Below are 21,490 nucleotides of genomic sequence, written 5' to 3'. Positions count from 1 at the left end.
GCCGTGTCGCGGCTACCCCGGCATCCATGCCGGGGTGCCCACTGCGCAATACCTGCCTGCGGCCATCGTGGTTTAACGGGGCGCCTGAGATCAAGATCAAAAGCCAGATCAAAAGCAGAGCAACAGCGCGAAGCTGCACTCCCCTGTGGGAGCGGGCTTGCCCGCGATGGCGCCCGAAAAAACACATCAGAGTGTCAGGTATTCATTTGTCATCGTTAACGACCATCGCAGGCAAGCCAGCTCCCACAGGGGTACGCGCACGCTTCGACGGTCAGGTCGGCTGTCAGGCCGCCTCGCTTTGCTTGTGATGTTGATCTTAGGCGCCCCGTTAAACCACGCTGGCCGTCATCCGATATTGATTTGGGGGGTAACCCGGCAGGACGCCGGGTTAGCCGCGCTGGGCCATGGATGGCCCATCGCGGCGGCCCCCCAAATCAATGTCGGATGACGGGCACACCGAGCCTGGGCGAGGTGCCGAGTGGTGGGGCAAGAGCCCTTTGCTTACTTTGGGGCTCTTCCAAAGTGAGCCGCCGTAAGGGCGGAACCAATAGCCGCCGTTACCGCAGCAACGGATATGTACCCAACCCCCAACCCCAACCAATACCCAATACCCGACCAAAACCATCAGCATTTCTTGATCGCCATCAAGCAGCTTTTACCCCCTCACTTCCTATCATGGTCCCTGCCAAGCAATGAGGAAGCGACCATGTCAGAGACCTTCACCAAGGGCATGGCCAGGAATATCTACTTCGGAGGAAGCGTGTTCTTCTTCCTGATATTCCTGGCCCTGACCTACCACACCGAACAAACCTTTCCCTCTCGCAGTAATCAGGAGCTACTCACCGAATCCGTGGTCCGCGGCAAGGGCGTCTGGGAGCGCAACAACTGCGTCGGCTGCCACACCTTGCTGGGCGAGGGCGCGTACTTTGCGCCGGAACTGGGCAATGTGTTCAACCGCCGTGGCGGCGATGAAGCGTTCAAGCCATTCCTGCACGCCTGGATGAAGATGCAACCCTTGGGCGTTCCGGGCCGGCGCGCGATGCCGCAATTCAACCTCAGCGATCAGGAGGTGGACGATATGGCCGAGTTCCTCAAATGGAGCTCGAAGATCAACACCAATGGCTGGCCGCCAAACAAGGAGGGCTGAGGGATGCGTACCGTCAATCCATATCTGAAATTCCAATCCCAGGCCGTCGCCAAACCCTACTTTGTATTCGCGCTGATCCTGTTCCTGGGCCAGGTGCTGTTCGGTTTGATCATGGGCCTGCAATACGTGATCGGCGACTTCCTGTTCCCGCTGATCCCGTTCAACGTGGCCCGCATGGTCCACACCAACCTGCTGATTGTCTGGCTGCTGTTCGGGTTTATGGGCGCCGCCTACTACCTGGTGCCGGAAGAGGCCGACCGCGAGTTGCACAGTCCCAAGCTGGCGATCCTGTTGTTCTGGGTGTTTGCCGCCGCCGGCGTGTTGACCATTCTCGGTTACTTGCTGGTGCCCTATGCGGCCCTGGCCAAGTTGACCCATAACGAACTGCTGCCGACCATGGGCCGTGAGTTCCTGGAACAGCCGACCATCACCAAAATGGGCATCGTGGTTGTCTGCCTGGGTTTTCTCTACAACATCGGCATGACCCTGCTCAAGGGCCGCAAGACCACCGTGAGCATGGTGATGATGACCGGGCTGATCGGCCTGGCGGTGTTCTTCCTGTTCTCGTTTTACAACCCGGGCAACCTGGCTCGGGACAAGTTCTACTGGTGGTGGGTGGTGCATCTTTGGGTGGAAGGCGTGTGGGAGCTGATCATGGGCTCGATGCTCGCCTTTGTGCTGATCAAGGTCACCGGCGTCGACCGCGAGGTCGTGGAAAAATGGCTGTACGTGATCATCGCCATGGCCCTGATCACCGGGATCATTGGCACCGGTCACCACTTCTTCTGGATCGGCGCGCCTGAGGTGTGGTTGTGGGTCGGCTCGATCTTCTCGGCCCTGGAGCCCCTGCCTTTCCTGGCGATGGTGATGTTTGCCTTCACCATGGTCAAACAGCGTCGCCGCCAGCACCCGAACCGGGCAGCCACGTTGTGGGCCAAGGGCACCACGGTCACGGCGTTCTTCGGCGCCGGGGTCTGGGGGTTCCTGCACACCCTGGCGCCGGTCAACTTCTACACCCACGGTACCCAACTGACCGCCGCCCACGGCCACCTGGCGTTCTTCGGTGCCTACGCGATGATCGTCATGACCCTGATCAGCTACGCCATGCCCCGCCTGCGCGGTATCGGTGAAGCACCGGATGCACGCTCGCAGACCCTGGAGATCTGGGGCTTCTGGATGATGGTCCTGTCGATGGTGATGATCACCCTGTTCCTCACCGCTGCCGGTGCCGTGCAGGTCTGGCTGCAACGCTGGCAAGTGGACGGTGTGGCGCTGCCGTTCATGGCCACCATGGACCACCTGACGGTGCTGTTCTGGGCACGCCTGGCCAGTGGTGTGGTGTTTCTGCTCGGCCTGCTCTGCTACCTGTGGAGCTTCCGGCAGCGGGGCAAGGGTTTGAACTCTGCCGCTCCCGTGACGGCTTAACCGGTAAACGTCAATCCCCAAGAGGGCGGCCCGGCAGGTTCTGCGGGCCGTTTTACGTCTGGAGCACTTCACATGGCCTTTACCCTTGAGTTGGAAGAATGGGTCGGCAGTGTCTGGCACCGCTTTATCACCCGCCGCGCCAGTGCCGACTTCCCCGAGGCGCGGGTCGATCTGGTCGACCGCCAGCGCAGCCTGGCCCTGTTGTTCCGCGCCCTGGGCGGCGCCCATGGGATAGCCGTGGAAGCCGCCAGCGAGCGCGATCTGCTGCTGCGGCGCAACCTGTTGATGCGCATCGCCGGCACCTGCCAGCAGGCGCCCCTGGCCTCGTGCGATGGTCATCGCCTGCGCCTGCCGGCAAGCCTGGCGGTGTTTCCCTCGGCCGCCCTGAACCTGGAACTGTACCGCTGGCTGGCGCTGCTGGCCGCGCACGCCGGGCCGATGACCCACTGGGCCCGGGACAACCAGCGCTGGACCTGGCTGCTGTTGCAGCGCTACCCGGCCATGCTCCCCAGTTATCAGCGCCTGGTGGACGCCCACCTGCAATTGCGCCCCGATCCCGCCACCCTCAACCCCGCCGAAGCTGCCGTAGAAAAAGCCTTGCGCAAGGCTCTGCGCGAACCCGGCAGCATCCGCCAGTTACCCCGCAGCGAGCGTGCCGCCTGGCCGTTGCCGCTGTGGCTGTATCCACCCTTGCACCTGCACAGCCCGCAGGCCGCAGATCAGGACGAAGAGGGCGACGACCTGGCAACCCGGCCCGGCGAACAGCAGGGCGCGCCTAAACAGGCCAACCGGGTCGACGACAACAGCCGCGACGGCGGCCTGTTGGTGGTGCGCCTGGAAAACCTGTTCAGTTGGACCGAGCATGTCGATCTGGACCGCTGGGCCGACGATTCCGAGGACGAAGATGCCGCGCGGGTCGCTGAAGACCTCGACCAGTTGAGCCTGTCGCGCCAGCGCGTGCGCAAGAGCGGCGGGCTCAAGCTGCACCTGGTTCTGCCCCCGGCCGACGTCGACGATATCCCCCTGGGCGAAGGCATCAAGTTGCCCGAGTGGGACTACCGCCAACAGTGCCTGCAAGCGAATTTCGTCAACGTGCAACTGATGCAACCCCGGGACAGTGCGCCCCAGCCGTTGCCGGCGCGCCTGTTGCCCCAGGCCGCGCGCTTGCGCCGCCAGTTCCAGCAACTGCGCACCGACCGCCAATGGCTGCGCCAACAGCCCCAGGGCGCAGAACTGGACCTGCAGGCGTGGTTGGACTTCCATGTCGAACGCCAACACGGAGCGTGCGCCGAACGTGGCCTGTTCAAGGAGCAGCGCCGCACCCGGCGGGACCTGGCCTGTTTGCTGCTGGCCGATTTGTCGATGTCCACCGACGCCCATTTGAACGATACGCAAAAGGTCATTGACGTGATCCGCGACAGCCTGTTGCTGTTTGGCGAAAGCCTGGTGGGCCTGGGCGATGCGTTTGCCTTGTATGGCTTCTCGTCTTTGCGTCGCCAGCAGGTGCGCCTGCAACAGCTCAAGTCATTCCAGCAACCCTACGACGACCATACCCGTGGCTGCATCCAGGGCCTGAAACCGGGTTATTACACGCGCATGGGCGCAGCCATCCGCCACGCCACCCAGACCCTGGGGGCCTGCAAGCAACGGCGCAAACTGCTGTTGATTGTGACCGATGGCAAGCCCAACGACCTGGACTTGTATGAGGGGCGCTATGGCGTGGAGGACACCCGCCAGGCCGTGATGGAAGCGCGGCGCCAGGGCCTGGTGCCGTTCTGCATCACCATCGACAAACAGGCCGGGGATTACTTGCCGTACATGTTCGGCGCCCACGGCTACACCCTGATCCGTCAGCCGGAGCAACTGCCGTTACGCTTGCCGCAGCTCTACCGGCAGTTGACCGAAGATCAGTAGAAGTCCCGGGGCAGCCAGAAAAACATCACGATGCAGAACACGGCCAGCCCCAGGCAGAACCATTGGAAGCGCTTGAGCCGCCGCGCCTCAAGGTGTGCGGTGGAGGCGGGCAGGGGCATGGCGCAGCGTTCGCAGGCCGTCTGCGTCGGCGGGTTGGCATGTTGGCAATACAGGCAGACCCGCACGGCGTTCATTCGAATTGCTCCAGGCGCAGGCGGTCGAGAATGGCGATCTGGCGCCCGTCCTGGGTGATGATTTTTTCGTCGATCAAGCGGCGAATGATCCGCGAAAACGTCTCCGGTTGGATCGACAGGTGTCCGGCGATCAACTGCTTGGCCATGGGCAGTTCGAACGAACTGTCGACGCTGTGCAGGCGCACCAATTGCGTCATCAGGTAGCGCACCACCCGGTGGGTGGCGTTTTTCAGCGACAGGGTCTCGATCTCGTTGACTCGCTGGTGCAGGCGCACACACAACTTGCCCAGCAGGGCGAAGGTCAGGCGGCTGTTGCTATGGAGCAGGCGCATATAGGTGGCGTTGGACAGGCGATACAACTGCGTGGGGCACACCGCTTCGGCGCAGGCCACGTAGTTGGGGGTGTCCATCAGCATCATCGCCTCGGCGAAGGTCTGTCGCTCGCCGATCACCTCAAAGACTTTTTCCTGGCCGTCCGGGGTCAGGCGGTAGACCTTCACCGCGCCGGCAATCACGAAGTAAAACGCATCGGCCGGTTCGCCCTGGCGGAACAACGGCTCGCCCTTGTCGACACTGAGCAGTTGACTGCTGGCCATCAACTCATCCATCTGCTCTTCGTTGAGCGGCTCGAACAGGTGATGGCTGCGCAGGATCTGATGATGCACGCGGTGCAAAACCCGGGGTGCATCCTTGGAACAGCTCAGGGACGGGATCATACAAGCCACAACGACAGGCCGCTGGCCGCCGCCATCATCGAACCGAGGATCACGAACCAGGCGAGGGGCGGGATGACTTTTTTCATGGTGACTCCGTGGGGGGCAGTAATAAGGGATAACCGGGTAGAGCAAGAGCTGGGCCAAGGCACGGGCCTTGTAAAACCTGGGCTGTAGCGCCTTGAGGGTCAAAATGACCTGGCCTTTAAGGGTTCTTTTAACCCTCTAATGGTTATTTAAACCCTCATATACAACGCCGCCCCCCTGTGGGAGCTGGCTTGCCTGCGATGGCATCGCTGCGGTGTAACCGCCAGACCGAGGTGTTTGCATCCCGGGCACGCCAGCTCCCACAGGGGTGGGGCGGCGCACCGGGGAATTCGGCCCGGCCCTTGCAACGCTTATCCTGCGACGGCCCCAAGGATAGTGCGCCGCCTCTGGACCCCGCTTGATCTGCGACAAGGGCCAGGGGCGGGCAATCCCGGATGATCGGGCCGGCAATGACTTGAGGAGTGGTGGTATGCAAGTGCTGGATCGACGCAAGGCTATGTCGATTACCCCGTTGTTTCGCCTGGCTTTCCGGCCATTTTTCCTCGGTGGCTGCCTGTTGGCGCTGCTGGCGATCCCCCTGTGGCTGCTGGCCCTGGCCGGCGATGCGGGCTGGCAGCCGGCGGGCGGTTGGCTGGCGTGGCATCGCCATGAGCTGCTGTTCGGTTTTGCCCTGGCAATCATCGGCGGGTTCCTGCTTACGGCGGTGCAGACCTGGACCGGCCGCCCCGGCATCAGCGGCATGCCCCTGGCGGTGCTGGCCGGGGTATGGCTGGCCGCACGCCTGGCCTGGCTGTTCAACCTGCCGTGGCCGCTGCTGGCGGTGCTGGAGCTGAGTTTTCCCCTGGCGGTCGCCGGGCTGATGGGCTGGACCCTGTGGAAAGTGCGGCAACAACGCAACTACCCGATTGTGCTGGTCCTGCTGTTGTTGGCCCTGGCCGATGGCCTGTCCCTGTATGGCCTGCTGCGCGGTGACGAAGGCTGGCAGCGCCAGGCGGTGTTGACCGGGTTGTGGCTGGTGGCGGCGATGATGGGCTTGATCGGCGGGCGGGTGATTCCGTTCTTCACCCAGCGAGGCCTGGGGCGCACTGAAGCAGTGAAGCCCTGGCCGTGGCTGGATTACCTGCTGTTGGCAGGCTCGGCGCTGGTGGCGCTGCTGTATGCCAGCGGCGTGGCGCTGATACCCAGCCTTTGGGTCGGCCTGTTGTTTGCCCTGCTGGGGCTCGGTCATCTGCTGCGCCTGGTGCGCTGGCACGACCCAGGCTTGTGGCGCGTGCCGCTGCTGTGGTCGCTGCACCTGGCCTATGCCTGGCTGGCCGTGGCCTGCCTGGGTATGGCGCTGTGGCACGTGGGCGTGCCCCTGAGCCCGAGCCTGGCGGTGCATGCGCTGACGGTCGGGGCAATGGGCGGGTTGATCCTGGCGATGATCGCGCGGGTCAGCCTCGGTCATACCGGCCGGCCTCTGACGCCGCCCAAGGGCATGACCCTGGCTTTCACGCTGTTGAACCTGGCCTGCCTGAGCCGGGTGCTGCTGGTGCTGATCTGGCCGTATGCCGCACTGTGGCTGGCGGGCCTGTGCTGGACCCTGGGCCTGGGCCTGTATCTATGGCGCTATGCCCCAATGCTGTGGCGTGCGCGGGTTGACGGCCATCCGGGCTAGGAGAACGGCAATGCTCTATTCGTGGTTATTGATTGTGCATCTGTTGGCGGCCATCGCCTTTATCGGCACGCTGTTCTTCGAGGTTTTCATCTGGCACCGCGCCCGCGAAGAGTTGGCCTGGTCGGCGCAGTTCACCAGCGAGCAAGCCATTGCCCGGCGTTCGCGGCAGGTGCTGCATGGGGTGGTGGTGCTGTTGTATGGCGCGGGCGTCGGCCTGGCCTGGCATTACCGCGGCGTGCTGGGCGCGCCCTGGGCCAGTCATTTTTCGGCGATGTTGAGCCTGAAGATCGTATTGGCGCTGAGCATCATCGGGCATTACCTGTTGCTCGCGTACTGGCTGACGCAAAAGCGCCTGAGCCCATTGCGGGCGGTATGGATTCGCCGCAGCATCCTTGGGCATATGGTGCTGATCGTGATCCTGGCCAAGCTGATGCTGCGCTGAGTCCTGTAGGCGCGAGCAAGCTCGCTCCTACGGAGAGGGTTCAGGCTGTTAGCGCACGAACAAACAACACGTCATTTTCCAGATGAATATGCTCCAGCAAGTCTGCATGAAACGCTTCCAGCCCTTGATACAGGGTGCGCCAGGTATTGCACGCGTCAGCGGGCGGCTGGATGCGATGGGTCAGCGCCAGCAACTGCTCCAGGGCCTGGCCGTGTTGTTCATGCTCATAGCGCATGACCTGGATCGGCGGCGCGGCCTGGGGGCCCATGCCCATTTGCAGCATCGGGAACAGCACCTGTTCCTCCTTGAGCATATGGCCCTCCAGTTCCTGCTCGATATCCCGCAACAAGTCGGCCAGGCCATTGGGGCAGGCCAGGTGATGGCCGTGGACCTGCTCGACGCGGCTGGCCAAGCGGATCAGTTCCGGCAGTTGTTCGCGGTGGCGGGCGTGGTAACGCTGCAGCAAATGCTCGATCAATTGCGCCTGGGGCAGGCTGTCCGGGGCGATGGCGTTCATCGGGTTTCCTCATCAAGTGAACAGATAAACCGGTGATTGCATGCCTTGTGCCACCGGCAAGTCATTGAAAAAAAGCGATTAATTTTTTGTAGTGGTCAGGAACACCCTGATGCTGCACGGTAGAACCGACCATACAAGGGTAGTAATGACCATGTTGCGTGAAAGTCTGTCGGCCGATCTGATTGTCGAACTGCCCAATGCTGTGCGCCTGCAACGCCTGGTGCAGACCCTGCGCGAGTATTTCCATAGCGGCGCCGTGGGCCTGTTGCGCCTGGACGGCGACGACAGCCTGCGCCCGGTGGCCACGGTGGGGCTGGTGCATGAGGCCCTTGGCCGGCGCTTTGTGATTGCCCAGCACCCGCGGCTGGCGGCGATCATGGCGTCCCGCGAGCCGACCTGGTTCGAACCCGACAGCCGCCTGCCGGACCCGTATGACGGGTTACTCGATACCCAGGTCGGCGAACCGCTGCCAGTGCATGACTGCATGGGCGTGAGCCTGTTCGTCGAAGGCCGGCCCTGGGGCGCGATCACCCTGGATGCGCTGCATGCCGGGACCTTCGACGCCAATGCCCGCGAGCAACTCAAGCGCTGCACCTTGCAGATCGAGGCCGCGGTGCGGGTCACACGCCTGGAGCAGGAAAACCGCAGCCTGCGCTTGTCGCGCAATGAGCCGCTGGCGGGTTTGCCCAGCGTCGAAGATGGCGAAATCCTCGGCCAGAGCCCGGTGCTGCATCAACTGCTCAACGAGCTGGATGTGCTCGCCGATTCGGACCTGCCGGTGCTGCTGCTCGGCGAAACCGGGGTGGGCAAGGAGTTGTTTGCGCGCCGCCTGCATCGCCTGTCGCGGCGCAGCAAAAAGCCGCTGATCCAGGTCAACTGCGCGGCGTTGCCGGAGTCGTTGGCCGAGAGCGAGTTGTTCGGGCATGTCAAAGGTGCGTTTTCCGGCGCCACCAGCGACCGTGCCGGGCGTTTTGATGCGGCCAACGGCGGCACGCTGTTCCTCGATGAAGTGGGCGAGCTGCCGTTGAGTGTGCAGGCCAAACTGCTGCGCACCTTGCAGAACGGCGAGATCCAGCGCCTGGGTGCCGACAAGCCGTTGCATGTGGATGTGCGGATTATCGCCGCGACCAACCGCCAACTGCCCGAGAGCATTCGCCAAGGATTGTTTCGCGCCGATCTGTACCACCGACTGTCGGTGTACCCGGTACCGATCCCGGCGCTGCGCGAGCGTGGCCACGATGTGCTGTTGCTGGCCGGGCATTTCCTGGAGCTCAACCGGGCGCGCCTGGGCCTGCGCGGTTTGCGTCTGTCTCCGGCGGCCGAGCAGACCCTGCTCGGTTATGCCTGGCCGGGCAATGTCCGCGAGCTGGAACACGTGATCAGCCGCGCCGCCCTGAAGCAGTTGAGCCGGGGTGGCAATCGCAACCAGATCATGACCCTGGAAGCCGAGCTGCTGGATCTCGACAGCACCACCTTGGCCCAGGCCCCTGTGCCTGAAGTGCCGGCGCCGGCGTTCCAGAGCTTGAGCGATGCGGTGGACGACTGCCAGCGCCAGAAGGTGCGCCAGGCGTTGAGCCTGTCCGGCGATAACTGGGCCAGCGCTGCGCGCATGCTTGGCCTGGACTCCAGCAACCTGCACAAACTGGCGCGGCGCCTGGGGCTCAAGTAACGGCCTGTGACGCCATGCCGCAGCGCGCAGTTGATCGCGATCAAGGTGCGCAGGGCGGCGGCTGATCAGACTGTGGCGAATTGACCGGAGGTTCGCCCCATGCCCCTTTCCCTGGCGCAGATGCGCCGCAACTACACCCTGTACGGTTTGCGGGATGACCTGGTACAGGACGATCCCCTCGTATTGTTCGGCCAGTGGCTGGAGCAGGCGCGCAAGACTGAAGTGGCGCCGGTGGAGGCCAACAGCATGGCCCTGGCCACCGTCGATGCCCAGGGCCGTGCCCATTGCCGGATCCTCTTGCTCAAGGGCTTCAGCGCTGAAGGCTTCACCTTTTTCGGCCACTACCAGAGCGCCAAGGGCCAGGAGCTGGCGAGCAATCCCAGCGCGGCCATGACCTTTTTCTGGCCGGGCCTGGAGCGCCAGGTGCGCATCGAAGGCACAGTCGTGCGTTTGGCGCCGCAGCTGTCCGATGAGTACTTCAACTCACGGCCCCTGGCCAGCCAGGTCGGCGCCTGGGCGTCGCCGCAAAGCCAGCCCCTGGCCCATCGCGCCGAACTGGAAGGCCGTCTGCGCGATGCCACCCAACGCTTTGCCGGGCAACCACCGCCGCGCCCGGCGGAGTGGGGCGGTTACTGCCTGCAACCCGAGCGTGTGGAGTTCTGGCAGGGCCGCGCCGATCGCCTGCACGACCGCCTCGATTACCGCCTGCACGACGGCACCTGGCAGCGCAGCCGCCTGGCCCCCTGAATTCACCTAGAGGTACCTCCTCGGAGGAATAGGCTCGCCGGCCTTTGCGGTGCAGGCTGGCGCCATTGCTCATTTATTCCGGGATTTTCACCATGGCACATCTGACTCAACGCAATTTCGTCTCAATGAATATCGCCGTACTGACCATCAGCGATACGCGCAGTTTTGACAGCGACACCTCGGGGCAAACCCTGTGCGACCGTGTGCAAGCCGCCGGTCACGCGCTGATTGACCGGGCCTTGGTGGTGGACGATATCTACCAGATCCGCGCACAGATTTCGCAATGGATCGCCGACCCCCAGGTGCAAGTGATCCTCACCACCGGCGGCACCGGCTTTACCGCGCGGGACAACACCCCGCAAGCGGTATTGCCGCTGCTGGACAAGCATGTCGAAGGCTTTGGCGAACTGTTCCGCCAGGTGTCCCTGCAAGAGATCGGCATGTCGACCCTGCAATCGCGCGCCCTGGCCGGCATGAGCAATGGCGTGCTGGTGTGCTGCATGCCTGGTTCGCCCGGCGCCTGCCGCACCGGCTGGGACAAGATCCTCCTGGGGCAACTGGACAGCCGCACCGGGCCCTGTAACTTCGCCCCGCACCTCAAGCCCCAGGCCGCGCAAGTGCTGGAACCTTGTGAGGCGCGGCCATGACTATATCGGTGTGTGAAAGCGGCGAACTGATCCCGGTGGATGAGGCCATCGAACGCCTGTTGGCCCAGGCACCGCCACCGCCGTCCACGCAGCAGGTGAAAACCGCCCAGGCCCTGGGCCGGGTGTTGGCCGGCGACATCTTTTCCCCGGTAAACCTGCCGGCCTGGGACAACAGCGCCATGGACGGCTACGCCTTGCGCGCCGCCGACCTGCCGGCCGAGGGCGGTTACCTGCGCCTGGCCGGGCGGATTGCCGCTGGCGAGGAGGCCGCGACGGCGTTGGGCAGCGGGCAGACCATGCGCATTTTTACCGGCGCACCCTTGCCGGCCGGGGCCGACACCGTGGTGCCTCAGGAGCGTTGCCGGGTCTATGGCCAACGCATCTGGTGCCCGCCGATGCGCACGGGTGAGCATGTGCGCAAGCAAGGGGAAGAGGTGACCCAGGGCGCCTTGCTGCTGCCGGCCGGCAAGCGCCTGCGCGCCCAGGAACTGGGCCTGCTGGCGGCTGCCGGGCTGGCCCAGGTCAAAGTCTATCGACCGTTGCGGGTGTGCCTGTTGAGCAGTGGTGATGAACTGCGCGAGCCGGGCGATCACCTGGCTCCAGGGCAGATCTACAACAGCAATCGCCACTGCCTGGCGGCCTTGCTGCAAGGCTGGGGCGTGGAGGTGCATGACTATGGGGTGATGGCCGACGAATTGGCCGTCAGCCGCGATGCATTGAGCCTGGCGTCCTCGGAATGCGACCTGCTGCTGACCTCCGGCGGAGTGTCGGTGGGCGAGGAAGATCACCTCAAGCAAGCTATCAAGGAACTGGGCCACGTTGATTTCTGGCGCCTGGCGATTCAGCCGGGCAAGCCCCTGGCGTTTGGCGATGTAGCCGGCAAGCCGTGGATCGGTTTGCCCGGCAACCCTTCGGCCGCACTGATTACCGCGTTGGTGGTGGTGCGTCCGTTTCTGTTGCGCGCCCAGGGTGTGACCGAGGTCACGTCAGTGCCGCTGCTGGTGCCGGCCGATTTTATCTGGGCCCAGCGCAACCGCCGTCGCCAATACCTGCGCGCACGTCTGACCCCGGGTCTCGACGGCCAGGCGCGGGTCACGCTGCACCCCCGGCAAAGCTCGGCGATGCTCAGCGCCGCGTGCTGGGCCGACGGCCTGGCGATTGTGGAGCGTGATCAGCTAGTGGAGAAGGGCGGGCTGGTGCGGTTCGTGTCTTTTGCCGAACTGATGCAGTAACCCCCTTTGATGGAAATCACTGTGGGGGCGGTGTTGGTGATGAATTTTCTGATGAGGATCAACCATGCAACTGGTCTGCCCGGCAGGCAATCTGCCTGCGCTTAAAGCCGCCGTGCGCCAAGGTGCCGATGCGGTGTACGTGGGGTTTCGCGATGACACCAACGCCCGGCATTTCGCCGGGCTGAACATGGACGACAAGCAGTTCGACGGTGCCGTCGCCCATATCCGCCAGCACCAGCGCAAGCTGTATGTGGCCGTCAATACCTACCCGCAGCCCAAGGGCTGGGAGCGCTGGCAACGGGCGGTGGACCGCGCTGCCGACCATGGCGTGGATGCCCTGATCGCAGGTGATCCGGGGGTGCTGCAGTACGCCAGCAGCCGCCATCCGCAAATGGCCTTGCACCTTTCCGTACAGGGCTCGGCTACCCATGCGGCGGCGTTGCAGTTCTACGCCGAGCGCTACGGTATCCGTCGTGCGGTATTGCCCCGGGTGTTGTCCCTGGCCCAGGTCAAGCATGTGGCCGCCAGCAGCTCGGTGCCGATTGAGGTGTTTGGCTTTGGCAGCCTGTGCATCATGGCCGAGGGCCGTTGCCACCTGTCTTCGTACATCACTGGCGAATCGCCGAACCTGTGTGGCGTGTGCTCACCGGCCAAGGCGGTGCGCTGGAGTGAAGACGCCGACGGCCTGAGTGCGCGGCTGAGCGAAGTGCTGATCGACCGCTACACCCCGGACGAGCCGGCAGGCTACCCGACCCTGTGCAAGGGCCGCTTCATGGTTGATGGCAAGCGCTTCCATGCCCTCGAAGAACCCACCAGCCTCGACACCCTGGACCTGATCCCCGAGTTGATCGCCATGGGCGTCGCAGCGGTAAAAATCGAAGGCCGCCAGCGCAGCCCGGCGTATGTCGAGCAAGTCACCGGGGTCTGGCGCGCCGCGCTGGACGCCCACCGCAGCGCGCCGGAGCGCTTTGTGGTCAAGGACCAGTGGCGCAGTGTGCTGGCCGGTCTATCCGAAGGCAGCCAGACCACCCTGGGCGCCTACCATCGTTCGTGGCAATGAGGAGCCGTACATGAAACTCAGCCTGGGACCGGTGCTGTTTTACTGGGATAAGCAACAACTGGGGCAGTTCTACTCCGAGATGGCCAGCCTGGCGCTGGATGTGATCTACCTGGGGGAAACCGTGTGCTCCAAACGCCGCGCGTTCAACCTCGATCAATGGTTGGGCCTGGGCCGCGAATTGCGCTCGGCGGGTAACGCGCAAATCGTGCTGTCGAGCCTGACCCTGATCGAGGCCGCGTCGGAGCTGTCGAGCCTGCGTCGCCTGTGTGACAACGGCGAGGTGTTGGTGGAGGCCAATGACATGGGCGCCGTGCAGCTGCTCGCCGAACGTAAACTGCCCTTTGTCGGCGGCCCGGCGCTGAATCTGTATAACGGCCACGCCCTCGTGCAATTGCTGGATGCGGGGATGATGCGCTGGGTGCCGCCGGTGGAATGTTCGGCCGCACTGATTGGCGATGTGCTGGAGCAGGTGCGTGAACTGGGCCGGCCGTTGCCTGAAGTCGAAGTGTTCGCCTATGGGCATCTGCCCCTGGCCTATTCGGCGCGCTGCTTTACGGCGCGGGCGGAAAACCGGCCCAAGGATGACTGCCAGTTCTGCTGCCTCAACTACCCGGATGGCATGGCCTTGACCAGCCAGGAAGGGCAGGCGCTGTTTACGTTAAATGGCATCCAGACCATGTCGGCGGATGTCACCAACCTGTTGGCCGACTATCCCGGGCTGGTCAGTTGCGGCGCCGACCTGCTGCGCCTGAGCCCACGGGCCCTGGGCATGGTGGGCATCGTCGAAGCCTTTGACCGGGTCCGCCAGGGGGCCACGCCGCCGTTGTTTGTCGAAGGTTGCAATGGCTACTGGCACGGCCAGGCCGGGATGTTGCGGGTCGAGGAGGTGGGGCTGTGCTGAATCGCAAACAATGGCTGCTCAAGGGCGCCGACCGCTTACTGCCGCTGATGCGCAAGGTGCCCTTTGTGGTGCAGCGCCTGGCGTTGCAACAGGCGCTGAATCGCTGCCTGGCCGAACCTTTGCGCGATGGCGGCTTTGAACTGCTGCGTGGGCGCTGGATGTGCCTGCGCATTCCCGACCTGGGCTTGCGCTGGTACCTGACCCTGGGCCGGGACGGACTGCGCATTGCCGAAAAGGCCGAGGCGCAGGTGACCATCAGCGGCAACTGGCGCGAGTTCCTGTTATTGGCCAGCCGTCAGGAAGATCCGGACACCTTGTTCTTTCGTCGGCGGTTGGTGATCGAAGGGGATACGGAGTTGGGGCTGGGCCTGAAGAACCTGATCGACAGCCTCGACCCGGATGTGCTGCCGCCCTGGTTGTGGCGCAATCTGGAGCGGGCCGGTAAAGGCCTGGCGGCGTGAGATAGCGCTGGCGCAGATCCCCTGTGGGAGCGGGCTTGCTCGCGAAAGCGGTGGGTCAGTCAACATCAATGTTGGCTGGGCCGACGTCTTCGCGGGCAAGCCCGCTCCCACATTTGATTTTCACTGCTTTGAGCATTGCGTTCGCTTAACTGACCGGCTTTAGGGCAAGCCCACTCCCACATTGGGAACATGCCGGGTTCAAAAAAGCTGGGCTATTGCTCCATGGCCTGCAGGATCGCATGGGCCGCTTTCACCCGCTCGGCATTGGGGTAGTTCTTGTTCGCCAGGATCACTACGCCGATGCCTCTGCTCGGTACATAAGCGATATAGGCGCCAAAGCCACCGGTCGAGCCGGTCTTGTTTACCAGGGTGTTGGCGCGCAGCGGCTGGGCGGGTTTCAGCCAGGTGACCGGGTGCGGCTCCATGGCCATGGGCGTCGAATTACCGGCGAGCAGTTCGTCAACACTCAGCGGGTAAGGGTACATCTCCCATCCCAGGCCCTGGGTGGTGTTGCCCACGGTGTAATAGCCGGTATGGGTGGCGGCGATGGCCTGTTGCAGCGGTTGTTCCAACGGCGTCGGGTCCATGTTCAGCGCCATGTAGCGGGCCAGGTCCGCCGGGCTGGTCTTCACCCCGTAGGCTTCGCTGTCCAGCGCCCCCGGGCTGACACGCAACGGCTTGCCGGCCTTGTCGTAGCCCTGGGCATACAGACCCATTTGCGCCTTGGGCACTGTGAGATAGGTGTGCTGGAGGCCGAGCTTGGGCAACAGGGTCTTTTCCATGGCCACATCGAACGGTTGCTGAAGGCTCTGCGCCGCCAGGTAGCCGAACAGGCCCAGGCTGGGGTTGGAGTACTGGCGGTGGGTGCCAGGGGGAAAAGTGGCTTTCCAGTGCTGGAAGTAGCCGATCATTTGCTGTGCATTGTCCGCCTCGCTGGGGAACTGCAACGGCAGCCCGCCAGCGGTGTAGGTGCCCAGGTTGAGCACGCTGATGTGATCGAACAGGCTGCCGCGCAAGGCTGGCAGGTAGTGGCTGGCCGGCTCCGCGAGCTGCAGCTTGCCAGTGGCCTGGGCATAGCCGGCCAGGGTGGCGGTGAAGGTCTTGCTCACCGAGCCGATCTCGAACAGGGTGTTCTCGCTGACGGGTTGCTGGTTGTCTTTGGTGGCAATACCGTAGTTAAAGTATCGGGCCTTGCCATCTTGCACGATGGCGACCGCCAGGCCGGGAATTGCCTGCTGCTGCATCAGCGGCTTGACGGTGGCGTCTACCACCTGACGCAGGTCGGCAGCGGCCATGCAGTTGCCGGCACCGAGCAATAGGCTGAGAATTGTGACGTTGCGCACATGTTGGTACATGATGTGGTCGCTTCCTTGAGGAGGGTCGGGTTAATCACTGCCTGCGCAGGCGCCGCCAAGATAGGCAGTTTGCCGGCCCCGGACAACCGATGATATCTCGCCCCAGTCATTAGAAAAATTTGGCCTTAGACCATGCTGCGTTCCCATTTACCCCTTAATGCATTGCGTGCTTTCGAAGCCTCCGCCCGGCATTTGAGCTTTACCCGGGCGGCCATCGAGCTGTGCGTGACCCAGGCGGCTGTCAGCCATCAGGTCAAGAGCCTGGAGGTACAGCTCAACGTCATCCTGTTCAAGCGCCTGCCCCGTGGCCTGATGCTCACCCGCGAGGGCGAGACGCTGCTGCCGGTGCTGCGCGAGTCCTTTGACCGTATCGCCCAGACCCTCGGCCAGTTCCAGGCCGGGCATTACCGTGAGGTGCTCACGGTGGGGGCGGTGGGCACGTTTGCGGTGGGCTGGCTGCTACCGCGCCTGGCGGATTTCCAGGCGCGCTGCCCGTTTATCGATCTGCGGTTGTCGACCCATAACAACCGCGTGGACGTGGCGGCCGAGGGCCTGGATTACGCGATCCGCTTCGGCGCTGGCGCCTGGCATGGCACCCATGCCTGTGAGTTGCTGGAGGCGCCGCTGACGGTGTTGTGCGTGCCGGCGATTGCCCGCCAGTTGCAAGGCCCGGACGATGTGTTGAAGCACACATTGCTGCGCTCTTACCGGGCGGATGAATGGAACCTCTGGTTCCAGGCCGCAGGCTTGCCCGCCGACACCCTGGTGCCGCGCAGTATCGTGTTCGATTCGTCCCTGGCGATGATGGAAGCGGCGTTGCAGGGCAGTGGCGTGGCGCTGGCGCCGGCGATGATGTTCTCGCGGCAATTGGCCCAGGACGTGATCCGCCAGCCCTTCGATGTAGGCATCAGCACCGGCAGCTACTGGCTGACGCGCCTGCAGTCACGCGCCGAAACCCCGGCGATGCTGGCATTCAAGCAATGGCTGTTGGAGCAGGTGAAGGGCCTGTAGGCGCCTGGCTTGCTGGTGACGGTGGCTTCTCGGACGCCATCGCAGGCAAGCCAGCTCCCACATTTGATTTGCGATGCGGCGCAAATGTATGTCCGGCAAAGATCCCCTGTGGGAGCGGGCTTGCCCGCGATGGCGGTGGTTCAGGCACTATTTTGGCGGCTGGTATACCGCCATCGCAGGCAAGCCAGCTCCCACATTTGAATTGTGATGCGGCGCAAATGTGTGTCCGGCAAAAGTCCCCTGTGGGAGCTGGCTTGCCCGCGATGGCGGTGGTTCAGGCACTATTTTGGCGGCTGGTATGCCGCCATCGCAGGCAAGCCAGCTCCCACATTTGAATTGCGATGCGGCGCAAATGTGTGTCCGGCAAAAGTCCCCTGTGGGAGCGGGCTTGCCCGCGATGGCGGTGGTTCAGGCACTATTTTGGCGGCTGGTATACCGCCATCGCAGGCAAGCCAGCTCCCACATTTGATTTGCGATGCGGCGCAAATGTGTGTCCGGCAAAGATCCCTTGTGGGAGCGGGCTTGCCCGCGATGGCGTCCGAGAAGCCACCGCCGCAATTACACGAGGTATTTACGGAACCAGCCCAAGGTACGCTCCCAGGCCAGGTTCGCCGCAGCATCGTCGTAGCGCGGGGTCGAGTCGTTGTGGAAGCCGTGGTTGGCACCTTTGTAGATATACGCTTCATAGGTCGTGCCAGCGGCCTTCAACGCCGCCTCATAGGCCGGCCAGCCTTCGTTGATCCGCGTATCCAACTCGCCGAAATGCAACATGATCGGCGCCTTGATCTTCGGTACGTCCTTGGCCTCGGGTTGGCGACCATAGAACGACACCGCCGCGCCCAGTTCCGGGTAGGCCACGGCCGCCGCATTGGTCACGCCTCCGCCATAGCAGAAGCCGGTGATGCCCACCTTGCCGGTGCTGGCGTCATGGTTCATCAGCCACTCAATGGCGGCAAAGAAGTCATTCATCAGCTTGGTCGGATCGACGGTCTGTTGCAGTGCCACGCCTTTTTCATCATTGCCGGGATAGCCGCCCACCGAGGTCAGGCCATCGGGTGCCAGGGCGATAAACCCGGCCTTGCCCAGGCGCCGTGCGACATCTTCGATATAGGGGTTGAGCCCACGGTTTTCGTGGACCACCACCACCGCCGGGAGCTTGCCGCTGGCCTTTGCCGGACGCACCAGGTAACCACGCACCTGGCCGTTGCCCTTGGGCGAAGGGTAGGTGACGTAGTCGGCAACGATGTCCGGGTCGGTGAACTTCACCTGTTCGGCCAGGGCGTAGTTGGGGCTCAGGGAGGCCAGCAGCGCCGAGGCGGTCAGGCCGCCAAAGGTGAACAGGGCCGCGCGGTCGAGAAACTCGCGACGGTTGATCTTGCCGTGGGCATAGCCGTCGTAGAGTTCCAGCAGTTCGGGGGCAAAGTCTTTGGCGGTCAGGCGCGTCATCGTCAGGTTCCTTTTTTCGGCACTTGGCGTTGAATGTAGACCATTCTCAGGCGGGCCGGCCATGGGCCGACGCCGCCAGTTGCCCGGTATCGACGCGCACGAAGATCGAGTCGCCAATCGCCGTCAGCACATCGCCTGCGTACACCTCACAGACCACGCGGCTCTTGCGCCCGACCTCGCCCTCGACCCTGGCGCGCAGGGTCAGTGGCACGCCCATGGGGGTGGGCTTGATAAATTTGATGCCCAGGTTGCCGGTCACGCAGTCGATGCGCGGCGCCTCCCCAGGTTCGCGCTGCTCGGCACGGTAGTGATAGGCCATGGCGGTCCAGTTGGAGTGGCAATCCACCAGCATCGCAATCAGGCCACCGTAGACCAGGTCGGGCCAGCCGCAATACTGGGCGTCGGGCAGGTGCTCGGCGACGATATGCACGCCGTCTTCATCCCAGCGGCTTTTGATCTGCAGCCCGTGGGCATTGCGTGGGCCGCAGCCGTAACAGACGCCGTCCGGCGCCGTGGTGTCTTGCAGGGAAGGGCTGTGCATCGTGGATCCTTATTGTTTTTGGCCAATCCATGAGCCTAATGGCGCAGCCCCCTACCGCGCAAACTTCTTCGCCCCGGCCACACAGGCAATCACCGCGCCAGTCACCGCCAGCATGCCCAGGCTCACCTGTTCATGCAGCAGGCCGGCCGCCAGCGCCAGGCCGAAAAAAGGTTGCAGCAACTGCAACTGACCGACCGCCGCGATACCGCCCTGGGCCAAGCCGCGATACCAGAACACAAAGCCGATCAACATGCTGAACAGCGCCACATAACCCAGGCTCAGCCACGCCGGCAGGCTGATCCCGCTGAAGGAGGCGGGGGCCAGGAGCAAGGTCAGGGGCGCCACCACCGGCAGCGACACCACCAGCGCCCAGCAGATCACCTGCCAGCCGCCGAGGGTGCGTGACAGCGTGGCCCCTTCGGCATAACCGAGCCCGCACACCAGCACCGCCAACAGCATCAGCAAGTCGCCGGCGGGGGCGGCGCTCAGGCCCTGGGTCAGGGCATAGCCCATCACCAGCAGGCTGCCGAGGATCGAAAACAGCCAGAACACCGGGCCCGGTCGCTCGCCGCCGCGCAGTACGCCAAACACTGCGGTGGCCAGGGGCAGCAGGCCGATGAATACGATGGAATGGGCCGACGTCACGTACTGCAAGGCCAGTGCGGTCAGCAGCGGAAAACCGATCACCACACCGAGGGCAACAATCAGCAACGGCCGCCACTGGTGGCGTGCGGGGCGTTGTTCCCGGAACAGCCACAACAGGCACAGGCCCAGCACGGCGGCGATGCTCGCCCGGGCCACGGTGAGAAATACCGGCTCGAACTCCAGCACCGCCACGCGGGTGGCGGGCAGCGAACCGCTGAAAATCAGCACGCCAATCAAGCCATTGATCCAACCGCTGCGACTGTGCGCGGGGGTGATAATCCGAGAGGTCTGTTCCATGCAGGGTGTGCTCGTAGGGGGCGGGGTTGCGTTTGGCGCATCCTAGGGCTGAAGATTGTGACAATCAAAAAATTGTCATGGATACATCGCCTATGCCCCGTGCCCGTTACAAGTCGTTGGTGGATGCCTTTGCCCGGGATATCCGCGCTGGAACCCTGGTGCCCGGCACCCGCCTGCCCACCCACCGCCAACTGGCGGCCAGCCATGGCCTGGCCCTGGTCACGGCCAGCCGGGTGTATAGCGAGCTGGAGGCCATGGGCCTGGTCAGCGGCGAGACCGGGCGCGGCACCTTTGTGCGGGAAATTGCCCTGGCGCCCGGGCAGGGCATTGGTCAGATGGCGGTGGCGGCGGGCATGCTCGATTTGAACTTCAACTACCCGTCCTTGCCGGGCCAGGCCGACCTGCTGCGCACCGCCTTGCGCCAGTTGGCGTTGTCCGGCGACCTGGAAGCGCTGCTGCGTTACCAGCCCCATGCCGGGCGCCCCCATGAGCGGGCGGCCATGGCGCGGCATCTGCTGCACCGTGGTCTGAGCGTGGCGGCCGAGCAGGTGCTGGTGGTCGGCGGGGCCCAGCATGGCTTGGCGGTGAGCATGATGGCATTGCTCAAGCCGGGCGATGTGGTGGCGGTGGATGCGTTGACCTATTCCGGTTTCAAGGTGCTGGCCGAGGTCCTGCACCTGGAGATCGTCGCCATCGCGGTTACGCCGCACGGGCCGGATCTGGCCGCGCTGCGCCAGGTCTGTCGCCGGCGCCCGGTGCGCGCTGTGTACTGCATGCCGACCCTGCACAACCCCCTGGGCTGGGTACTGGGGCTCGAGCAGCGTGAGGAACTGGTACGCATCGCCCGCGAACATGGGCTGATCCTCATCGAAGACGCCGCCTATGCCTTCCTCGCCGAACACGCGCCGCCACCGCTGGCGCAGCTGGCGCCGGAACGCACCGTGTATGTGGGCGGGCTGTCGAAGAGCGTCGCCACCGGCCTGCGTGTGGGCTTCGTCGCTGCGCCCCTGGAATGGGTGCCGGCGTTGGAGCGCACGCTCATGGCCACGGTGTGGAATGCCCCCGGGGTGATGACGGCCATCGCGGTAGGCTGGATCGAGGACGGTACGGTCGTACAGCTGGAGGCGCAAAAACGCCAGGACGCCCGGGCCCGCCAGGCGCTGGCGACCGAGGTGCTGGCGGGGCTGGCGTACATCAGCCATCCCGCCTCGTACTTTCTCTGGTTGCCCCTGGGGGAGGAGGTGCGCGCGGACCAGGTCACCATGGCCCTGGCGCGGGAGGGGATTTCAGTGTCCACCGCCGAGCCGTTTTCGGTGTCGGGGCAGGTGCCCCATGCGATCCGGCTGGCGCTGGGCTCGGTGGATAAGGGGGCGTTGCGCGCGGCATTGCTCAAGGTGCGGCGGGTGGTCGAATGACCATCC

General features: G+C 64.1%; 20 protein-coding genes and 1 pseudogene. 14 read left to right on the top strand and 7 right to left on the bottom strand.

The features are described 5' to 3' along the window. Positions 1-706 precede the first annotated feature (706 nt). From HBO24_RS23880 to HBO24_RS23870, 3 genes are all read left to right on the top strand, one after another. Positions 707-1,147, top strand: coding sequence for a cytochrome c (locus HBO24_RS23880; protein WP_057439734.1), 441 nt, complete (start codon positions 707-709; stop codon positions 1,145-1,147). Positions 1,148-1,150: 3 nt separating this feature from the next. Beyond that, a complete protein-coding gene (locus tag HBO24_RS23875; protein WP_057959561.1) occupies positions 1,151-2,572 on the top strand; it encodes a cbb3-type cytochrome c oxidase subunit I in 1,422 nt (473 codons plus the stop codon). Between the two features lie 72 nt (positions 2,573-2,644). Then, complete coding sequence (locus HBO24_RS23870) at positions 2,645-4,486, top strand: VWA domain-containing protein (protein WP_170060451.1); 1,842 nt, start codon at positions 2,645-2,647, stop codon at positions 4,484-4,486. Here HBO24_RS23870 and HBO24_RS23865 read toward each other — a convergent pair. Further along, entirely contained in the window at positions 4,480-4,680 is a 201-nt protein-coding gene (locus HBO24_RS23865) for a protein DnrP (RefSeq protein WP_115128083.1), read from the bottom strand. The genes HBO24_RS23870 and HBO24_RS23865 overlap by 7 nt on opposite strands. Beyond that, a complete protein-coding gene (locus tag HBO24_RS23860; RefSeq protein ID WP_057444811.1) occupies positions 4,677-5,396 on the bottom strand; it encodes a Crp/Fnr family transcriptional regulator in 720 nt (239 codons plus the stop codon). The genes HBO24_RS23865 and HBO24_RS23860 overlap by 4 nt, the downstream gene beginning before the upstream one ends. A 514-nt stretch (positions 5,397-5,910) precedes the next feature. Here HBO24_RS23860 and HBO24_RS23855 point away from each other — a divergent pair. Together HBO24_RS23855 and HBO24_RS23850 are read left to right on the top strand one after the other, a co-directional pair. After that, on the top strand, positions 5,911-7,098 hold the full coding sequence (locus HBO24_RS23855) for an NnrS family protein (RefSeq protein WP_170060450.1): 1,188 nt from the start codon (positions 5,911-5,913) through the stop codon (positions 7,096-7,098). 10 nt (positions 7,099-7,108) lie between these two features. After that, a complete protein-coding gene (locus HBO24_RS23850) occupies positions 7,109-7,540 on the top strand; it encodes a hypothetical protein (protein ID WP_057959566.1) in 432 nt (143 codons plus the stop codon). A gap of 40 nt (positions 7,541-7,580) precedes the next feature. Here the strand turns inward: HBO24_RS23850 and HBO24_RS23845 are convergent. Continuing rightward, positions 7,581-8,018: pseudogene (locus tag HBO24_RS23845) on the bottom strand (hemerythrin domain-containing protein); the annotation flags it as partial. Positions 8,019-8,208: 190 nt separating this feature from the next. Here HBO24_RS23845 and norR point away from each other — a divergent pair. The 7 genes from norR to HBO24_RS23810 all read left to right on the top strand — a co-directional run bounded on the left by norR (position 8,209) and on the right by HBO24_RS23810 (position 14,774). Further along, entirely contained in the window at positions 8,209-9,726 is a 1,518-nt protein-coding gene (norR, locus tag HBO24_RS23840) for a nitric oxide reductase transcriptional regulator NorR (RefSeq protein ID WP_170060449.1), read from the top strand. 99 nt (positions 9,727-9,825) lie between these two features. Beyond that, positions 9,826-10,473, top strand: coding sequence for a pyridoxamine 5'-phosphate oxidase (gene pdxH / locus HBO24_RS23835; RefSeq protein ID WP_057439727.1), 648 nt, complete (start codon positions 9,826-9,828; stop codon positions 10,471-10,473). 92 nt (positions 10,474-10,565) lie between these two features. After that, the gene (gene moaB, locus HBO24_RS23830) at positions 10,566-11,120 is read left to right on the top strand and encodes a molybdenum cofactor biosynthesis protein B (protein ID WP_170060448.1); all 555 of its coding nucleotides are present in this window, start codon (positions 10,566-10,568) and stop codon (positions 11,118-11,120) included. Then, the gene (gene glp / locus HBO24_RS23825) at positions 11,117-12,352 is read left to right on the top strand and encodes a gephyrin-like molybdotransferase Glp (RefSeq protein ID WP_057439726.1); all 1,236 of its coding nucleotides are present in this window, start codon (positions 11,117-11,119) and stop codon (positions 12,350-12,352) included. The genes moaB and glp overlap by 4 nt, the downstream gene beginning before the upstream one ends. Positions 12,353-12,416: 64 nt before the next feature. Beyond that, positions 12,417-13,412, top strand: a complete 996-nt coding sequence (locus HBO24_RS23820) for a peptidase U32 family protein (protein ID WP_057959567.1) — start codon at positions 12,417-12,419, stop codon at positions 13,410-13,412. Positions 13,413-13,422: 10 nt separating this feature from the next. Beyond that, positions 13,423-14,313, top strand: a complete 891-nt coding sequence (locus HBO24_RS23815; protein ID WP_170045655.1) for a U32 family peptidase — start codon at positions 13,423-13,425, stop codon at positions 14,311-14,313. Continuing rightward, positions 14,307-14,774 carry an SCP2 sterol-binding domain-containing protein gene (locus HBO24_RS23810; RefSeq protein WP_057439724.1) on the top strand — a complete coding sequence of 156 codons (468 nt, stop codon included), beginning with the start codon at positions 14,307-14,309 and terminating at the stop codon, positions 14,772-14,774. The genes HBO24_RS23815 and HBO24_RS23810 overlap by 7 nt, the downstream gene beginning before the upstream one ends. 212 nt (positions 14,775-14,986) lie before the next feature. Here the strand turns inward: HBO24_RS23810 and ampC are convergent, their stop codons facing one another. Continuing rightward, positions 14,987-16,129: a class C beta-lactamase gene (ampC, locus tag HBO24_RS23805; RefSeq protein WP_170060447.1), complete on the bottom strand. Its 1,143-nt coding sequence runs from the start codon at positions 16,127-16,129 to the stop codon at positions 14,987-14,989. Between the two features lie 132 nt (positions 16,130-16,261). Between ampC and HBO24_RS23800 the strand changes: the two genes are divergently transcribed. Then, positions 16,262-17,140 (top strand): LysR family transcriptional regulator, encoded by an 879-nt coding sequence (locus tag HBO24_RS23800; protein ID WP_057439722.1) that lies wholly within the window; start codon positions 16,262-16,264, stop codon positions 17,138-17,140. 558 nt (positions 17,141-17,698) lie between these two features. Here the strand turns inward: HBO24_RS23800 and yghX are convergent. From yghX to HBO24_RS23785, 3 genes are read right to left on the bottom strand one after another with little or no spacing between them, the layout of a single operon-like run. Then, positions 17,699-18,586, bottom strand: a complete 888-nt coding sequence (yghX, locus tag HBO24_RS23795; protein ID WP_057959570.1) for a YghX family hydrolase — start codon at positions 18,584-18,586, stop codon at positions 17,699-17,701. 46 nt (positions 18,587-18,632) lie between these two features. Continuing rightward, the gene (locus HBO24_RS23790; RefSeq protein ID WP_057959571.1) at positions 18,633-19,127 is read right to left on the bottom strand and encodes a PaaI family thioesterase; all 495 of its coding nucleotides are present in this window, start codon (positions 19,125-19,127) and stop codon (positions 18,633-18,635) included. Positions 19,128-19,178: 51 nt separating this feature from the next. Continuing rightward, on the bottom strand, positions 19,179-20,069 hold the full coding sequence (locus HBO24_RS23785) for a DMT family transporter (protein WP_170060446.1): 891 nt from the start codon (positions 20,067-20,069) through the stop codon (positions 19,179-19,181). 92 nt (positions 20,070-20,161) lie between these two features. On the opposite strand from HBO24_RS23785, the gene HBO24_RS23780 reads away from it, so the two are divergent. Next, positions 20,162-21,484: a PLP-dependent aminotransferase family protein gene (locus HBO24_RS23780; protein WP_170060445.1), complete on the top strand. Its 1,323-nt coding sequence runs from the start codon at positions 20,162-20,164 to the stop codon at positions 21,482-21,484. Positions 21,485-21,490: the final 6 nt, after the last annotated feature.

It is taken from the genome of Pseudomonas sp. WS 5410 (assembly GCF_012985645.1).
Taxonomy (GTDB): domain Bacteria; phylum Pseudomonadota; class Gammaproteobacteria; order Pseudomonadales; family Pseudomonadaceae; genus Aquipseudomonas; species Aquipseudomonas shahriarae.
This window is presented reverse-complemented; position numbering and strand designations above follow the sequence as displayed.

What these genes read in the sequence shown, in the direction of transcription:
- HBO24_RS23880 (WP_057439734.1), top strand. Translation starts at nt 707, where the DNA reads ATGTCAGAGACCTTCACCAAGGGCATGGCCAGGAATATCTACTTCGGA.
- HBO24_RS23875 (WP_057959561.1), top strand. Translation starts at nt 1,151, where the DNA reads ATGCGTACCGTCAATCCATATCTGAAATTCCAATCCCAGGCCGTCGCC.
- HBO24_RS23870 (WP_170060451.1), top strand. Translation starts at nt 2,645, where the DNA reads ATGGCCTTTACCCTTGAGTTGGAAGAATGGGTCGGCAGTGTCTGGCAC.
- HBO24_RS23865 (WP_115128083.1), bottom strand. Translation starts at nt 4,680, where the DNA reads ATGAACGCCGTGCGGGTCTGCCTGTATTGCCAACATGCCAACCCGCCG.
- HBO24_RS23860 (WP_057444811.1), bottom strand. Translation starts at nt 5,396, where the DNA reads ATGATCCCGTCCCTGAGCTGTTCCAAGGATGCACCCCGGGTTTTGCAC.
- HBO24_RS23855 (WP_170060450.1), top strand. Translation starts at nt 5,911, where the DNA reads ATGCAAGTGCTGGATCGACGCAAGGCTATGTCGATTACCCCGTTGTTT.
- HBO24_RS23850 (WP_057959566.1), top strand. Translation starts at nt 7,109, where the DNA reads ATGCTCTATTCGTGGTTATTGATTGTGCATCTGTTGGCGGCCATCGCC.
- norR (WP_170060449.1), top strand. Translation starts at nt 8,209, where the DNA reads ATGTTGCGTGAAAGTCTGTCGGCCGATCTGATTGTCGAACTGCCCAAT.
- pdxH (WP_057439727.1), top strand. Translation starts at nt 9,826, where the DNA reads ATGCCCCTTTCCCTGGCGCAGATGCGCCGCAACTACACCCTGTACGGT.
- moaB (WP_170060448.1), top strand. Translation starts at nt 10,566, where the DNA reads ATGGCACATCTGACTCAACGCAATTTCGTCTCAATGAATATCGCCGTA.
- glp (WP_057439726.1), top strand. Translation starts at nt 11,117, where the DNA reads ATGACTATATCGGTGTGTGAAAGCGGCGAACTGATCCCGGTGGATGAG.
- HBO24_RS23820 (WP_057959567.1), top strand. Translation starts at nt 12,417, where the DNA reads ATGCAACTGGTCTGCCCGGCAGGCAATCTGCCTGCGCTTAAAGCCGCC.
- HBO24_RS23815 (WP_170045655.1), top strand. Translation starts at nt 13,423, where the DNA reads ATGAAACTCAGCCTGGGACCGGTGCTGTTTTACTGGGATAAGCAACAA.
- ampC (WP_170060447.1), bottom strand. Translation starts at nt 16,129, where the DNA reads ATGTACCAACATGTGCGCAACGTCACAATTCTCAGCCTATTGCTCGGT.
- HBO24_RS23800 (WP_057439722.1), top strand. Translation starts at nt 16,262, where the DNA reads ATGCTGCGTTCCCATTTACCCCTTAATGCATTGCGTGCTTTCGAAGCC.
- yghX (WP_057959570.1), bottom strand. Translation starts at nt 18,586, where the DNA reads ATGACGCGCCTGACCGCCAAAGACTTTGCCCCCGAACTGCTGGAACTC.
- HBO24_RS23790 (WP_057959571.1), bottom strand. Translation starts at nt 19,127, where the DNA reads ATGCACAGCCCTTCCCTGCAAGACACCACGGCGCCGGACGGCGTCTGT.
- HBO24_RS23785 (WP_170060446.1), bottom strand. Translation starts at nt 20,069, where the DNA reads ATGGAACAGACCTCTCGGATTATCACCCCCGCGCACAGTCGCAGCGGT.
- HBO24_RS23780 (WP_170060445.1), top strand. Translation starts at nt 20,162, where the DNA reads ATGCCCCGTGCCCGTTACAAGTCGTTGGTGGATGCCTTTGCCCGGGAT.